This is a genomic window from Parapedobacter sp. GCM10030251 (assembly GCF_042666505.1).
In the GTDB taxonomy this organism is placed as follows: domain Bacteria; phylum Bacteroidota; class Bacteroidia; order Sphingobacteriales; family Sphingobacteriaceae; genus Parapedobacter.
This window is the reverse complement of record NZ_JBHTDN010000019.1, coordinates 3,622-21,843: the sequence shown is the minus strand read 5'-3', so window position 1 is coordinate 21,843 and position 18,222 is coordinate 3,622. Positions and strand designations below refer to the sequence as shown.

Sequence of the window (18,222 nt, the reverse complement as noted above, 5' to 3'; positions counted from 1 at the left end):
CAAACCGCAATAAATTGAGTGATCTGTTGAATGCTAAGAATTGGTGAGGAGACCAAAGGAGCCCCTGAAGCTAAAGCACGTTTCTTGCTCATTAGAGGAGACCTTTAATTCTCCGTTGTGCGCTTTTGCGATTTCGGATGCAATATATAAGCCAAGTCCTAAGCCGTTCTGGCTAGCGTGCGCATCTTGTCGCTGGAAGGGATGAAACAAATGGGGTAGGGCCTCCTCAGGGATCGGTTTGCCTTGGTTGGTAATGGAAATCTCCCAAAATTTTTCATCGGTGATTGCTTTCAGCACTACTGGTGTATCGGCAGCGCCATGGGTAATGGCGTTAGCAAGCAGGTTGGACGCCAGCTGCGCAATTCGGCTGGGGTCGCCCGTTATTTTCTGTTTGACGTCAAAATAGGTTTCGACCGTCCTATCTGGCCACGCTACCTTAAGTTCTTCGCTCACCTCGTATAGCAATTCGTCTAGGCTAAAGGTAGTGGGGCTTATGGAGATGCCCCCGCCCAAACGCCCACGGGCAAGATCCATGATATTGTTTATCATCTCTTGCATTCTTTTCGAGCTGTTCTGTAGGATCCTAATGAACCTTTCTTCAGTTCTGCCCGATTCAGTTCTGGCAAGCATCTGGGTGGCACTTACGATACCGGTGAGCGGGTTCCGGAGATCGTGGCCGAGAACGGCAATAAACTGTTCCCTGATCACCGCATGCTGCTGTTCGACAGCCAACGCTGTTTCCGCAAGCTGTTTGGCCAATTGAAGGTTCTGTTCATACAAACGGCGATCTGAAGCACGAAAGAGCGTAAAGCGCATAAAAAGCGGGTGATTATTTTCATCTCTTCGCTCGTAACCGTTTAGATAGACGGGCATTTTTCCCTTACCGGTGTCAGCCAGTTCAACGGATACTTCGTCAAAGTAACCCTGCATGCGCAGTAGCGGCCAGAGGTGCGTTTCAAAATAAATTTTTCCGCCTACGGCGAGTAAGTCAGCGAAACGCTTGCCTTGAAATTCTTGAGGGGAGCTGTTTAACCACTCCGCTGCCCTTCTATTTATCCGGTCAATTCGGCCCTCACCGTCGGCAATCACCATGCCGTACAGTGAGGTATCGAAAAAATCGTCGAAGTCATCCGCTAGGTGGTTGCGCTCGTTGCTACCCATTTTGCAAAAAAGCTTTGATAGTGTCAATGGTTTCTTCCGGAGCACTTAGGTTGGGGCAATGACCGGTAGCATTCATCTCAACAAGTTTACTGCCGAACATGTGCTTGTGCATATACCGGCCAACCTCCATTGGTGCGATTACATCGTTTCTGCACTGTAGAATCAATGACGGAATTTTGGTTTGCGGCAGGATGTCACGCTTATCCGTAAGAAAAGTAGTCCGTGCAAAGTGCTTGGCTATCTCAGGATCTGTTTGGCAAAAACTATTGGCTAATTCTGCCCCGAGCTCTTTCCTGTCTGGATTGCCCATAATAACCGGGGCCATTGCCATCGACCATCCCAGATGATTGTTGTCTAGAGATTCCAACAGTTCTTCTATTTCAGCTCTGCTGAAGCCGCCAATATAATCGTCCTGATTGATATAAGACGGAGAAGGTCCGACAAGGATTAAGCGTTTAAAAAGTTCAGGGGCCATATCTGCTGCAATAAGTCCCATAACAGCACTGACCGAATGTCCTACAAACGTAATATCTTTAATATCAAGTTCGTTCGCAATTTCGATAATATCCGCTGCGTAACCTTCCAAGGTGTCATATTTCTGAAAGGAATAAGCCGAGAGATCCGAATTTCCGGCACCTACATGGTCGAACAATACAATTTTATAATCATCTTGGAAAGCAGGGACAACGTAACGCCACATGTTTTGGTCACACCCGAAGCCGTGAGCGAACATCATTACCTCGCTACCATTTCCTTTAATAATAACGTTGTTTCTCTTAATCGTGTTCATATTGGAATTAAATGGTGATAAAGTTACTCATTTGGATACTTGTTGAGAAAGGATTCCGTTTATAAAATCTTATTCTTTTCTATAGATCTGTACTGGATTTGTGTCATTCTTTTTTCCTTTTTACATGAATACGGTTTGCAGCGGACGAAGGACCGAATTGCCGGCATGGAGTGGGTATACGCTAAACGTTCACGCCCAGCAAAATATTTCTAATTAGAAAAATTACTATCTCGATATCGAAAAGACACGATTGACACCGATTGCTAGTTGGAAATATTTTTGATTGTTGAGGGATTGCAGTGTTATTCCTGATCGTTTTGATCTGCTAACCGCTGTAACCCAGGGCATTACCACTAACAAATTTCTTTATGGGCAAATTTTGACACTGAACGCGCTACGGCCCTTTGGTGCATTTACCTACAAATTCGGTACCATGAAAATACGTTACATTAAATACTCGACCTTTTGTTTTGCTTTAGCGCTTCATTTTTTACGGGTATTCACCCCTCACGCGATCGGTTGCGGTTGGACAGGAAGGCCTATGGAAAGTGGAATTCTCATGATTGATACCGCGTTGCGCGCTGCTCCGCATTAGAATTTTCAATGACAACAATTATTATATTGTTAATATACAAACAAGTCTTTTATATTCGAATGATTATTTGTTATAATTGTTTAAGAAATTTCTAACTATGACGCCTAAATTGAACCGTGTTATTATTGCCGATGATCACGGCATTGTGAGAAGAGGCATATCCAATATCATCCGGGAAAACTGGAGCGCTGTCGATGTTTTAGAAGCAAGAACATTGGAAGAGGCTTTGCATTGTTTGCAGAAGCCCGTGGACTTGCTGATTCTTGACATTAACCTGCCGGGAGGTAATAACGTTGCAATGCTTGATATGGTAAAACGCATGCAGCACACCACTAAAATCCTGATATTTTCGTCCTATGATGAGAAGATATTTGCGCCCCGATACATCCAAGCGGGGGCAAACGGCTATTTGAATAAGATTTCCGAGGAACCGGACATTATCATGGCTATTAAGACAGTAATGGAAGGCCGAAAGTATGTTAGTGAGCAGATGAAAGACGGTTTGCTTGATACATTTTTGGGAAATAACGAAAAGAACCAAGATCCTATGGATCTGTTATCTGAGCGCGAAATGGAGGTTGTTCTTTACCTATCGCAGGGTAAGGGTGTTCTGGAGATTTCGATGATAATGAATCTAAAAATGGGCACAGTAAGTACATACAAGGTTCGCGCATTCGAAAAGCTCGGTGTAAACAATATAGTCGAATTGGCTGAGAAATTGAAACTTTACGCTACATATTGAGCATTCGGGATGGATCATTTATTGAGATCGCTCCTCGCTGAAAAGTCATCACATATGTAACAAATATGATACCTAATACTAAAATAATCTTCCGCTAAACAACTTACTGATTTGTTTTTCAGTGAGATATACATGAAATGTTCAAATTGCCTTCACATGTATGAATGCTAATACCAGCTTGTCTAATTAATACTACAAGCAATTATTTCTTGTCACTTTAACTTTACATCAGTTCTTCTACCAAGAATGAAAAACGCACGACACGAAATGTCATTACATCTTATTTAGTCACAACCGGATTGACATAAATGTTTGATATAGGAAATGTGCCTGTTTGTAAGTTGCCGCTTTGCATGGTGCCGTTTTTTATTGCGGCCTGCCAACCATACTTGCGTAGCATATTCCATCAATTGACCAGCTGCTGAAAAAACAAGAACGCTTGTAACTGACATATTTATTCATCTACCTATGAACAATCATTTACAAAACCAATTATTAAGCAATTGCTATTCGGCAACTTGTGATAATAAGGCGAGGTTTCATAAGAAATTGTCTTCTAGGACAAGGAGTGTTTATAAGCGCATATGTTTAACGGCTGCGATATGTTGCTTTCTGATCGGTCAGGTAGCTTACGGCGCTGACTTTCCGGTCACCAATACCAACAATGCCGGGCTGGGATCTTTACGGCAGGCTATTCTGGATGCAAATGCAGCGGGCGACGGGCCGCATGCTATCGTTTTTAATGTGCAGGGTGTGATCAATATCGGCACGGGCCTGCCCGGGGTTGCCGTGAGCGGCGTGACGATTGACGGGGCAGACCGAATCACGATCAACGCAGGTAATACGGCAAGTAACATATTTACGATTAACGCCGGTGTGTCAGATGTGACCATCCAAAATTTAACCCTGCTGAATACCCGGGCAGACGGGTTCTACCTGGCGGGTAACAATACAGGCATTACCATCCAGAATATAGCGATAAACACAGCAGGAACCGCGGCTGATCGCATCAATGCGATCGTCCGCGTGGTCGGAGCAACCGAGAAGTTAACCCTGCAGGGGATCAGCTCCGCCCATGGCCTGGAAACCTTAACCACCACGCATGGGCGGGCATTTTACTTTGCCGCTGGGAACCATACCAATCTGCTGATGGAAGACATTGATATCGAAGGGCGCGACGAAGCGGGGGGATATGTCGACAATATGTTTGCCCAGTTCGTTGCCCCGGCTTCGGTGGATACGGCCACATTCAGGAACATCACCCATGCTAATCTGGGCTTTGGAATGCACTTTGGCGGAACGCTGAAAAATGCTGTTTTTGAAAACGTAACGCTGGGACAGTTTACCAACGGGATACGTTATGGCATTGTATTGGGCGGGGCATCGGAGAATGTGACGTTTCGCGATGTGCGCATTGACCTTAAGAATGTGCTGGGTGGAGCTAATCCGGAAGCGGATTACGGGATCCATATGGTAGCGGCAGCCCAAAGCATTACTTTCGAAGGGGTAGAGGTTATACAAGGGGGGATCAACAGTTTGCGTTTCGGGAGCACGGCCAGCGACATCACCATCACCAACTCGAAATTCATCAATTTCGTTACCAACCACAACTCCACCAACAACACCGTACTGTTCGTCGGGGCGGTCAATGGCTTGGTCATGGACAATGTGGAGATCGGAGGCGACCCTGCCGATAAGAATGGATTGGGCATGCTGTTTCAAGCGGCGGTGACGGACGGCGAGTTCAGTAATATTGCCGTCAGGAACACGGTGGGAGCGGCGATTCAGTTCGACCTGGCTGTGACAAACCTGATGCTGGATAGGCTGACGATCAGCGGCACGGGCGAAGGGGTGGCGGTGCGGAATGCGGCGACAGGCCTGCAGATCACCAATTCGACCATCAGCAATGTCGGCGGTGCGGTGTCTGAAGGTATAGAGATCTACGGCAATTTCCCTCATACGGGAGTGATAATCTCGGATAATACAATTGAAACGACAGGCCGTTCGGGCATTATCGTGCACACGAGTCACGCTTCAGCGGAATATACGATAAGCGGAAACACGGTGCGCAATGTCCCGAGTCACGGTATCTGGGTCCATACAGGCGATGGAGCCAAGGACGTAAACATTACGGACAATATTGTTTATGATAACGGCGGTTCGGGTGTATTTCTAAATAACGGACCGGACAGGGTATTGATCCGGCAAAACAGCGTGTACAATAACGCAATCAAAGGTATTGAACTGAACGGGACCAGCAACGGGCTGTATGTGGGGGCCACGCATCGCCCGGTATTGGTTTCCTCCACGCCGACAGGCACCGGCGAGTATGAGCTGGAGATCACTACACCTAATATCGCAGGTCCTTTTGAGATCGATATATATGCCAACGACAACGGCGTGGCGGCTTCCAGCGGGCAGCATTACGTCACCACGCTAACCAATGTGCCGGCTAATTCGACTACCACGCATACGGTTAGCTACAGCGGCACAGGCTTCTGGACAGCTACACTGAACAGTACGGCTGCAACGGCCGGTACTTCGGAATTCTCCAATCCACTCCCCATCGGCATGCAAGGTCCGGCAGGCGTGAACGACGGGATCGTGGCCTGGTACCGGGCCGACCAGGGGGCCGAAGGTTCGGGCTGGGCCGATTTCAGCGGCATGGCGAACCATATGATTCCGGTGAGCGACCCGGATACGGTAAAAAGGTGGGTAAACTTTAATCCCGCCGTTTACTACGACGGGAATGATGCGCACCGCGCACCGGCCACAGCGGGGGTCACGGGTGCCTATACCCTGGGAGGGCTGGCGCAGCTGGAGGGCTCCTTGACTGGTCGCACATTTGCCAGTTCTACAGGTAACAAACTGTTCGGGTTCCAAGGCACATTTGAAGACCGGCTGCATCTAGAAGGCTGGCTGCATACGGGGCAGGCCGCTACCGAGGATACACGCTTTTACGCCTTTAAAAGAGCTGCTGCCGGAGCCTGGGATTTGAGGAGTGACGGGGCTTCCATTACCACGGGCGCCAGCTCAAATGCTTCGGAATGGCGCTTTGAGATAGGCGGGGCTGCCTTTAACAATTTCAGCCGGATGTCCGTGCCGGAAGCATTCGTTTACAGCCGTAACCTTGCCGGGGATGAAATGTCGCGCATCGAATCCTACATGGCCTTGAAATACGGGATTACCATGAGAGACGACGGCGGCAACCCCCGGAATTACGTGACTAGCGACGGGACGACGATGATGTGGACCGCTGCGGAAAATACCGGCTACGGCTACCGCATTACCGGCATCGGGCGGGATGATGTAAGCCTGCTGCAGCAGAAGCAATCGCTTAATCAGCAAGGGGGAATCGTGACCATGGCCCTGGGCGAGAATATTGCTGTTTCCAACGCGGCCAACAGCAACGATATTACGCAGGACAAGACCTTCCTGTTCTTTAGCGACAATAACGGAAGTACGCAATATACGGAGGCGGTGACCGCTACCAATACCAGCAGCCGGATGGGACGTGTATGGCGCGTCCAGAAAAGCGCCGGCTGGGACGACAGTCAATCCATAACTTTGCGTTTGGACGGGGGCACTGAGAGCAATTACCTGCTGATCAGTACGGACGAGGCATTCGGGACCATCGGCCAGGAACTGCGCCTGAGCAGCGCCGGTACGGTAACCCTTTCCAGCGCTGACTTACCCAATGGAACCTATTTCACTTTCGGCCGGCAGCAAAGGCAGCCGGGCGGGGTTTTGGCCGGTTTGCAAGCATGGGTAAAGGCAGATGAAGGAGTTCGTCTCGCTGCGGCAGACGATGCTACCCATTGGACTGACCAGGCTCCGGTAGAACGGATATGGCCTAAAGCAGCTACCAGTGCCTTAACTTGGGAAAAGGCAGCCATCAATTTTAATCCCGGGATCCATTTCCCCGGGGCCAACTATTTTACTTTGCCCGACTTTATCGGAACAAATTTTACGGCCGGCGAAGTTTTTTCGGTACAATATTCAAACGTTGACAATAACACGACAGCGCGGTTTCCTTTTGAACTAGGTGGATCGGGAAATGGCGGACAAGCTGTTTTTTACAATTACAGCAACGGGAATATTTATACCCACTTCGGCCGCGCCGACCGACCCGGTTTTTCATTGCAGGGAAAGAATATGCGGCTTCCCAGGCTGATGAATAACTGGAGTGCACCTAACGACTGGGGTCTGTACATGGATGGCCTGGAACTTGGGCATCTGACAACCAGTTTCACACCCAACTTTACTTCTCCGGCGGGCGCAAAAGCATACATCGGAGCCGGCCATATTTCGGTTTTCAACGGCCGCATTTCCGAAGTGGTTCTCTTTGACCGGAAGCTGAATGATACCGAGCGCCAGCAGGTGAACAGTTACCTAGCACTCAAGTATGGGCTGACCTTGACCGACGCCGCGGGAGATCCCAGCGATTACCTTGCAAGCAATGGAACTACGCGTATGTGGACGGCTGCTGATAATACAGGCTACGGACAGCGCATCACGGGCATCGGTCGGGATGAAAACGGAACGCTGAACCAGAAGCAAAGCCGCGCGCAGGCTGACGGTGCCAATGTAAGTATGGCTTTGGGTGATGATTTTGCCGTTTCCAATTTAGATAACACCAATACGATCGCAAACGATCTATCCTTTTTTACTTTTAGTGACAATGGCCAGGCAGCCGTTTATACGCAACCCCTGACCGGGCTGGGCGAGCTGACCATGCACATGGCCCGTGTCTACAAGATTGACCAAACGAACTGGGCGACAGGCAACATCACGCTGCAGCTGGACGGAGGTGACAATACGGTCAGCCTGATCGTGAGTGCTGACGATAGCTTCGGCTCAGGAGATGCAGTTTACCCCCTGGATGACCAAGGGCGAGTAACCGTAAGCAGCGACCTGCTGGCAGACGGGGCCTACTTTACCTTCGGCAACACCCTGAGGGGTCCGGGCCGGGTGGCGAACAATATTGCCCTTTGGCTCAGGGCAGACGATGGCGTGGACGTTGCTGGCAATAACGCCACCAAATGGAACGACTATAGCGGCATGGGCAACAGCACGACCGGTGCGGTTGGTTCCATTCTTTACCAGGAAGCTAATATGAACTTCAACCCTGCGCTGAATTTTACCAACCTGAGCACAGATGCTTTTGATGGGACCCCGCTGAACATGGCGGGCAGCGGAAACTATGCATTATTTTTCGTGGTAAACCCCCTGACTGATCTAAACGGGGGCGACTTATTCGTCATGGCCGAACAGACCAATCGGGGCAGGGTGGAGTACCTGGCCGCTGCCGGTGGACAATACCAAATGATTTTTAATAATTCGGGGCTCACTCCTGGCGGAGCCTTTGCTAACAAGCCGCATATTGCAGGCTTCGTAGCCGGTGGCGGCAATGGTACGGGTTATCTCAACGGCCTGGCGGGCACGGCCCAGACGCCGGGTACCATCATGGCGGATGCTGCTGGGAATTACAATATAGGCGATGTGGTCAATAACGGTGACGCATTAGGCGCAGATATTTCCGAAGTGATCGTGTACTCGGGCACGCCCAACGCGGCCGAAGTGCAACGGATTAACTCCTACCTGGCACTGAAATATGGTATTACTTTAGACCAGACAACACCTACCGATTACCTGGCCAGCGACGGGACTACCAACATGTGGACGGCCGCTGATAATACCGGGTATGCCAACCGGATCATGGGCCTCGGCCGGGACGACGCCTCGAAGCTGTACCAGCGGCAGAGCCGATCGGTGAGCAGTGGGAATATCCTGACAATGGCCCTTGGATCCGCGATCGTCGAAAGTAACACAGGCAACGGCGGAACCATTGCCAATGATCTTTCTTTCCTGGTGTTCAGCGATGACGCCGCCGGACTTCTCTATAAAACTGCAGTAACCGGCTTTGCCGAGTTCCAGTACCGGATGGATCGCACCTGGAAGGTGGACAAGACCAACTGGGCGGACGGCGACATCACCATCGGGGTGGACGGAGGCAATCCGGATACTTACCTGATCGTGAGTGCAGATGACACGTTCGACTCATCAGACAATATTTTCGCCTTTTCCGACAGCACGGTGACGCTCAACAGCAGCGATCTGCCCGACGGGTCCTATTTTACATTCGGTAAGCATATCAGGGTACCCAATGGGGTTCAAGACGGGCTAAATTTCTGGCTGCGTGCCGACGACGGTGTGTCATCCAGCAGTTTATGGAAAGATTACAGCGGGTATGGCCACGATGCAGTCCGGGCGGCCGTTGCAGGCCAGCCGGTTACCGACGCCAGGGCGCTCAACTTCAATTACGCCATGCGCTTTGACGGCACCGACGACTTTATGGATATCACCAGCACGCGGGTGGATCCTGCCAACTCTACCATATTTGCTGTAGGAAGCGCCTCTTACATCGGTACAATTGGCCGGGACCTGATAAGCAGCGGGGCGGTGGGCGCCAATCAGGGAATGGAATTCAGGGTCGTTCCCGGAGGCAAGCTGCAGTATCTTGAGAATGCTACGACCGTTCAGGGTGTTACAGGAACTGCAACGATTTCGCTTGATAAACCGTATATTTTTGGCAGTACGCAAGATAATAGCACGAACGGGGTCAGCCTATTTGAAAACCATCAGCTCGACATCCAGGGCACCATCAACCTAACGCCAAATATAGCCAATCTCGTATCGATCGGCTCCAGAACCATGAGCGGCAGGAACCTTTTCTGGCAGGGTCCCATTGGGGAAGTGATTGTCTACGACCGGGTGCTTAGCGATGCCGAGCGGCAGTTGGTGGAATCCTATCTGGGTTTGAAATACGGAATTACCCTCAACGGAGGGAATACCGATTACCTCGCTTCAGATGGCAGCGCCTATTGGACGGCAGGCAGTGATTGGAAAAACCGCATCACCGGCATAGGGCGTGACGATACCACGGCTCTGAATACGAAACAATCGCTGAGTGTGGACACGGGAATGGTGACCCTGGCCCTCGGTGATAAAATAGCGCTGACAAACGAGGCAAATGAAGCTGCCATCACGGCTGACAAGTCTTTCTTCGTATTTGCCGACAACGGTTTGCCCGCAAGCGGATACGGTGTGGTCGTCACCGGAGGAACGAACGTTACCCGGCGCATGGAGCGCACTTGGCAGGTGCAACGGACTGACAATTGGGCCGATCAGAACATTACCCTGAAAGCGGATGCTCAGGGAGGCGAGGTCTACCTGCTGATTAGCGAGACGGATCCGGATTTCGCAACCTTGAGTCAGGAACTGCCCTTAAATCCTGACGGAACTGTTACGTTTAACAGCAGTCTGTTGCCGGATGGAGCGTACTTTACTTTCGGCGCTCAAGTTAAGTACCCAGGTGGGGTAGCCGGCGGCTTGCTCTGGCTGCGGGCCGACATCGGCGCCGGCGGCAGTGATGGAGAAGTTCTTTCCCTCTGGTCTGACCAAAGCGACCAGTCAAACCATGGCACCCAGGCGACTGCAGCCAGCCAGCCGGTGTACCGAAATAATGCTGCTGACAATGTGAACTTCAACCCGGTGCTGGCCTTCGACGGCACCAACGATTATATGGATATTGCCAGCAACCTGGGGATTACCGGCAGCGCTGAGTTTACACTCTTCGGGATGACCACGCGCGGTTCGGCGAATACCAATGATGCTTTTTTCAATCAGCAGGGTAACCAAACAGGCGGGCTTTCCTATTTTTGGGTGCCCAACGGCCGGTTGGCGCTGGCCCCTATCAACCTTGGCGAGCACGGAGCGACTACCGCTAATAGCTATGATCCCAATGTTCCTTATTTTGTCTCGGGCAGCCGGCGAGGAAATGTATTAAACCTGTATGTAAATGGTTTGCAAGACGGGACACAAGCGAATGCTTCCGGCTTCGTGCTTAACGATCAAAACTATCGCGTAGGCGACCGCGGGCTTGCGGCCGATCCTTCCAATATGACCTTCCACGGGAAATTGGGCGAAATCATTGCTTATGCTGCCCCCCTCACCGATGAGGAGATTCAGCGGGTGCATACCTACCTGGCGATCAAGTACGGGATTACTCTGGGCCAGAATACCCCTACTAACTACCTGGCCACGGACGGTACTGTAATATGGGACGCTGCTGCTAACAGCACCTATTATAATAATGTCGCCGGTATCGGGCGAGACAACCAGGAAGCCTTGCACCAAAAACAAAGCCGGAGCGAAAACGACGGCCTGCAGGTGGTAATCGGTTTGGGTAGCCTGGCCGATAACAACCTAGCGCATACCGGCAGCTTTACCGACGACCTTTCCTACCTGGTATGGGGCGATGACAGCGCTAGTACAGTATTCCAGACTGCGATTACCGGCCACCCTGAAGTCAATTACCGTATGTCCCGCGTATGGAAGGTCCAGGAAACCGGAACGGTGGGCAATGTGCAGGTAGCCGTTCCGTTACCGGGGGGGCTATCATCGCCGCAACTGATCATCAGTGATGACGCTACTTTTGACGCAAGCGATCAGTATATTGCGCTGTCAACCGTCACGATAAACGGCGAGGAATATTATGCTGGCCCAGCCGACCTCACAAATGGGCAATACTTTACGTTTGCCGCCAGGGTAACCGCACCGGGCGGTGTACTGGGTGCTGCTTTATGGGTGAAGGCTAACGCCGGAGTGGAGACCAACACCGATAATCATGTCGAACAATGGCTTGACCAAAGCGGCAGCGGCAATGCTGTCACTGAACTGCGTGCGGCTGCAATTACGCATGAAGATCCCATTGCACCCAGCACGGATATTCTGCAGGTACCCAATGCGATCAACTTCAATCCCGCCGTGGATTTCAGTGGGGCCACGACAAGATCCCTTAAAGGAAATGCCGCGACCGGCTGGAATGAGGGGCCCACGACGATATTCGGCGTGAGTATTGTGGAGGGGGCTATCCCAGGGACATTCGGCGGTATATTCAGCGGCTTGGCAAACTGGACGACCGACAACGGCGCATCGGCGGGTGTGGGCTTAAATGCGACGGCCACTTACTACAGCCTCGATGGTAGCGGCTGTTCTCCGGGGGCAATGCCCATGACCACTAACGAGATGCCTAGGGTCGTTCGCGGCGTATACGTGACGCCGGGCAATGGCCTAAACGCCCGCCTTGCCGTGAACGGCCTGGTAGGGCTGACTGCAGGCGCAAACTGTGTAAACAGCGCCGGTACGTTCTTTGAGGTGGGCGGCCGTACAGCCGGAAGCACTATTTACGACAACCGCGTGTTCAACGGGAAAATCCCTGAAGTAATTGCTTACAACTCGGAGCTTTCACCAATGGAAAACAATCGGGTTGAATCGTACCTGGCCATCAAATACGGGCTGTCTCTCGATCAAACCACGCCCCTTAATTACGTGGCGTCGGACAGCTCGGTCATCTGGGACGCGACGGCCAGCGGCGCCTACAACGTTAATATATTTGGTGTCGGCCGGGACGATGCCTCGGCGCTGGATCAGAAGCAAAGCCGGAGTGTGCACCCAGGCAGTATCCTGACCATTGGCCGGGAAGTGATCTTGGAGGACAACGTGTCGAACACAGCAGCTTTCACGGACGATATCAGTTTTGTGACCATGGCGAGCAATTCTAACGCGACGACCCTGACAGGTGCCGACCTTCCAACGGTCAGCTGTATTACCGAGCGGCTGACGCAAGAATGGAAAGTACAATTTACCAATTACGATAACAATGCCCTCCCGCTGGCCTTGTCGTTCGATCTTTCGGGGATTACCTATACAGGGGAAGACATTCGGGACTTTACACTGCTGGTTGACGAAGACGGCGACGGTGACTTTACGACAGGTACGATACGTGAAATCGCAGCCAGCGATTACCTCGATTCCATCTCGCGGGTAACCTTTGAAAATGTGACAGGACTTACCACAGGAATGGTATTTACCCTGACCACCGACCATCCCGTACGGACGGCTTATTTGGTAGCGGACGGCGCTGAAGCAGGCTCCTCTTCGATCTGTATGGAAGGCGAATGGGTATACTTCACGGATCCATCGGATCCAACCCGCTACATCGCCGCGCTGCATCCCAACGGCAACACCATTGATGTTGCGCAGCTTTCGTTAGCAGTCGTGGATGTGAACGACGATATGGCTGCCCTTGGCGCCAACAGCGGGACCGATTACGGAACGCAACTAATGCGGCGTTTGGTGCAGATCAGTTACGGGGGCGACAGCCTTACGGTAAACGGCGGCGTAATTTTGCGTCTGCTGTGGGATCCCGCAGAGCAGACTGCGGCCGAGAATTACCTGAGCATGACGCGCGGGGTAACGGCGGATCAAACTTGGACATGGTTCAAGCACGATGGAGATATTACCGCCACGCTGGCCGATCTCGGAGCGGGCGGATTGCAGAACATCACTGCCTTGGTACCTTCGGGAAGCGGCCAAGTTGATGCAATAGATTATGTGGAATTTACGATCCCGGCTTTTTCTACTTTCGGTGGAGTGGCGACTGCCAACAAGGTGGTAAACATTGCAGCTGTCCAGGACGGGGAAGAGGCAGGCCCGCAGAATGGCATATTTGACATCAGCTTGCCTCCGGGTGTGACCGCTGACGAAGACATCACGGTCAGCTATACACTGTCCGGGGATGCAGGGAGCGGATCAGATTATTTGCAGCTTGACGGTCAAATCATCGTGCCGGCCGGCGAAAATACCGTGCAGTTGGTTATTCAAGTAAACGATGATGAGGTAATCGAACTGGATGAGTTTGTAACTGCCGAGCTTACGGCTGCCACCGGGGCTGGAGGGGATGCGTGGGCCCTTGGAGCAGATAGCGCAGCGGTGCGCATTCTGGATAATGACCGTACGGACCCGACCAAGACGGTACTGGAACTCATGGCCAGCGTACAAGACGCTGCCGAGCCTAATATAAACGGGGAATTTGTCATCAGCCTGCCTTCAGGAATCACCTCGAGCGAAGATATTACGGTAGACTATACAATTGGTGGTACGGCCACTCCGGATGGGGATTATACGTCGATAACTGCGTCCATCGTTATTCCGGCCAATCAAAGCAGTGTCACCGTTCCAGTGGGCGTGCTCAGCGATATGATTGTAGAGGTGACCGAAACCGTGGTAATGACCACCAGCGGTGGAAGCTCAACCAACTTTGTCTTTACGGCCGGCGCGGCCAATCAGGATATCGTCAATATTTCCGACGATGCTGCGTACCTGGAGTTAAATGTAACGGCCACCTTGCCGGATGCGGCCGAACCGGGCACAGCCGGGGAATTTACCGTGAGCTTGCCTGCTGGAGCGACCTCCAGCGAGGATATTACGGTAAACTATACGGTGGCGGGCACGGCTGCTGCGGACGGCGACTATACGGCGATCACGGCCGCGGTGGTGATCCCTGCGGGCCAGAACGGTGTGACGGTACCGGTGGCGGTGCTGGATGATGATATGATCGAAACGGATGAAACCGTGGTGATGACCATTACGGGCGGCAGCTCGGCAAGCTTTACATTTACCGCCGGCCCCAATGATGAAGCCTCGGTCGTGCTTGCTGATGACGATCGGACTGATCCAGCCAAGATGCTGCTGTCGGTGGCAACGGCTGCAGATGCAGCGGAGCCGGGTATGGCCGGTGAGTTCATGGTGCGTCTGCCCACAGGTGTGACCTCAAGCGAGGACATTACAGTAAGCTATAGCATCCTGGCCGGCAGTACCGCAACAGCGGGCGTTGATTACACGGCCATCACCGGTGGGGTGATTATTCCTGCCGGATCGAACAGCGTGGTGGTGCCGGTAACCGTTACCGACGATCAGATTATCGAGTTAGACGAAACCGTGGTCATGAACATCACCGGCGGCAGCTCGGCCAGCTTTAACTTCGCGGTCAGTGCCAATGATGAAGCGACGGTGGTGGTCGCCGACGATGACCGTAGTGATCCGGCTAAGACGGTGCTGTCGGTTACGGCCAGCGTGTCGGATGCGGCCGAGCCTGATGTGGACGGCGAGTTCACGGTCAGCCTGCCTACGGGTGTTACTTCTTCACAAGACATCAATATAAATTACACCGTCACGGGCACGGCCGCGGCAGGTGACGACTATACGGCGATCACGGGCGTGCTGACGATCCCTGCGGGCCAGAACAGCATTGCGGTTCCGGTGGGGGTACTGCCGGATATGACGATCGAAGGCGCCGAAACGGTGGTGATGACCATTACGGGCGGTACATCGACTGACTTCAGCTTTACGGCCGGGGCGGGCGATGCGGCTACGGTAACGATTGCCGACGATCCGGTTGCGCTGGAACTGAACATCGCCGCTTCGGCTGCCGGTGCGGAGCCGGGCACGGACGGGGAGTTCACGGTCAGCCTGCCTGCTGGAGCGACCTCGACGGAAGACATCACGGTGCACTATACGGTGGCTGGCACGGCTGCTGCGGACGGCGACTATACGGCGATCACGGCAGCGGTGGTGATCCCTGCGGGGCAGAACGGTGTGGCGGTACCGGTGGCGGTGCTGGATGATGATATCATCGAAACGGATGAAACCGTAGTGATGACCATTACGGGCGGCAGCTCGGCAAGCTTCACCTACACGGCCGGCGCGAACGGTGAAGCCACGGTGGCCATTGCGGACGACGAGCGCAGCGATCCGGCCAGCCAGGTGCTGACGGTAACGGCCAGTGCGCCGGATGCGGCAGAGCCGGGCACGGACGGGGAGTTCACGGTCAGCCTGCCTGCCGGTATCACTGCTTCAGAAAATATTCAGATAAACTACACAATCGGAGGTACTGGCGCTGCTGCGACGGATTATGTGGCCCTTCCGACTTCGGTGGTGCTGGTTGCAGGCCAGAATAGCGTACTGCTTCCGGTCGATGTGCTGGACGACCGGATCATCGAAGGCGACGAGACGGTAGTGCTGGAAATCACTGGCGGCAGCTCGGCGAGCTTCAGCTTCACAGCGGGGGCAGCCAACTCAGCCACGGTGACCATCGCCGACAATGAAAGCAGCGATCCGGCAAACCTCCAGCTGAGCCTTTCCGCTATACAAAATGCGGCTGAGCCATCGACCAACGGCGAATTCCAGATCAGCCTGCCTGCGGGTATTACTTCCGCGGCGGATATCGGGGTGAGCTACACCATAAGCGGTACGGCGGCCGGTGGCACGGATTACGCGGCGATCACCGGCACGCTGGTCATCCCTGCGGGTCAGAACAGCACTATGGTTCCGGTGGATGTGCTGGACGATGCGATCATCGAGCCTTCTGAGACGGTAGTGCTGGAGATCAGCGGAGGAAACGACGGGCAGTATGCCTACACGGTTGCTGCAGGCGCCTCTTCGGCGACGGTGAACATTGCCGATGATGATTATAACGGCAATTCGAGCGTCATTCTGGTAACGCGCGTGTCGGATGCGATAGAAGGCGGCGCTATGGGCCAGTACCGGATCTCACTACCGGAAGGTTTCGTAGCTTCGGAAGACATCACGGTGAACTTCACGATGAGCGGCACGGCCACGCGCGGTACGGGCAACGATTACGAACTCGGCCTGGGGGCGGTGATCACGGCGGTGCTTCCGGCGGGCGATAACGCGATCCTGATAGATGTCGAGGCCTATAACGACGGGATCATCGAAGGGCCCGAGACGGTGGTGATGACCCTTACGGGGGCCTCTTCATCGAGCCTGGGCTTTACCATCGACCCCGACAACGGGTCGGCGCAGGTGGACGTAGTGGATATCAACGGCAGCGAAGAAAGCCCGTTGAGCATCGTCCATGTATCGGATGGGGCAGAGCCTGGCACGGACGGTTTGTTCCGGGTGAGCCTGCCTCCGGGCATTACCTCGGCCTATCCCATCAGCGTGGCGCTGAACATCGGCGGGACGGCGCTGCAGGGCTCGGATTACCAGTCCCTGCCTGCGGTGACGATCCCCGCCAATACCGGGAGTGTGGACGTACCGGTTAATGTGCTGGACGACCAGCTCATTGAACTGGCGGAAACGAGCGTAATTGAACTGCTGTCGGGAAGCGCGACGGATGGCGGGGGGGCTTCCTATGTCTTCCCGGCCGACCCTGCTGCGTATACGGTCACGGTCAATATCAGCGACGACGACAATACGGCAGCCAACCGGGTGCTGAGTGCGAGCACCGAAGCGGACGCATCCGAGCCATCGACCAGCGGCAGCTACCGGATCAGCCTGCCGGCGGGTTATACCGCCAGCAGTGACATCACGGTCAGCTATACGCTCGACGGTACGGCTATGATCAGTGAGGATTACACGGTGGCCTCGGCCACAAGCATCATGCTGCCGGCCTATCGGAACAGCGTGCTGCTGCCGGTAACAGTGCGGGACGATAAGATCATCGAAGGGGAGGAGCAGGTGCAGCTGACGGTTGCCTCGGGCAGCTCAGCTTCCGGGGACGATTATACCTCCGGCGGGGGCGCCGTAGCCCTGGCCATCGGCGACGATGACGCCACGGCGGCCAACCAGATGCTTTCGGTTACGGCCAGCATGCCGGATGCGGCCGAGCCTGATGTGGACGGGGAGTTCAGGGTCAGCCTGCCTTCGGGGATCACCTCGAAAGAGGAGATCACCGTAAACTATACGATGAGCGGTACGGCCGCGGCAGGTGACGACTACACGGCGATCACGGGCGTGCTGGTGATCCCCGCGGGCCAGAACAGCATTGCGGTTCCGGTGGACGTACTTGCGGATATGACGATCGAAGGCCCCGAAACGGTGGTGATGACCATTACGGGCGGCAGTTCAGCCAGCTTCAGCTTCACGGCCGGGGCGAGCGGTGCGGCTACGGTAACGATTGCCGACGATCCGGTTGCGCTGGAACTGAACATCGCCGCTTCGGCTGCCGGTGCGGAGCCGGGCACGGACGGGGAGTTCACGGTTAGCCTGCCTGCTGGAGCGACCTCG

4 protein-coding genes are annotated in these 18,222 nt (G+C 53.5%); 2 read left to right on the top strand and 2 right to left on the bottom strand.

Annotated features, from left to right (window positions below; translation table 11 throughout):
* Positions 1-33: 33 nt before the first annotated feature.
* Both ACFQRK_RS23270 and ACFQRK_RS23265 read right to left on the bottom strand, forming a co-directional pair.
* The gene (locus ACFQRK_RS23270; protein WP_379010772.1) at positions 34-1,161 is read right to left on the bottom strand and encodes an ATP-binding protein; all 1,128 of its coding nucleotides are present in this window, start codon (positions 1,159-1,161) and stop codon (positions 34-36) included.
* On the bottom strand, positions 1,154-1,951 hold the full coding sequence (locus ACFQRK_RS23265) for an alpha/beta fold hydrolase (RefSeq protein WP_379010770.1): 798 nt from the start codon (positions 1,949-1,951) through the stop codon (positions 1,154-1,156). Before ACFQRK_RS23265 ends, ACFQRK_RS23270 begins: the two co-directional genes overlap by 8 nt.
* Positions 1,952-2,643: 692 nt before the next feature.
* On the opposite strand from ACFQRK_RS23265, the gene ACFQRK_RS23260 reads away from it, so the two are divergent.
* Positions 2,644-3,288: a response regulator gene (locus ACFQRK_RS23260; protein WP_379010768.1), complete on the top strand. Its 645-nt coding sequence runs from the start codon at positions 2,644-2,646 to the stop codon at positions 3,286-3,288.
* 549 nt (positions 3,289-3,837) lie between these two features.
* Positions 3,838-18,222: Calx-beta domain-containing protein (locus tag ACFQRK_RS23255; protein ID WP_379010766.1), on the top strand; the 14,385-nt coding region annotated here is incomplete at its 3' end.

Bases quoted from the DNA above. Each gene is read 5' to 3' on its own strand.
- ACFQRK_RS23270 (WP_379010772.1), bottom strand. From the start codon at position 1,161: ATGGGTAGCAACGAGCGCAACCACCTAGCGGATGACTTCGACGATTTT.
- ACFQRK_RS23265 (WP_379010770.1), bottom strand. From the start codon at position 1,951: ATGAACACGATTAAGAGAAACAACGTTATTATTAAAGGAAATGGTAGC.
- ACFQRK_RS23260 (WP_379010768.1), top strand. From the start codon at position 2,644: ATGACGCCTAAATTGAACCGTGTTATTATTGCCGATGATCACGGCATT.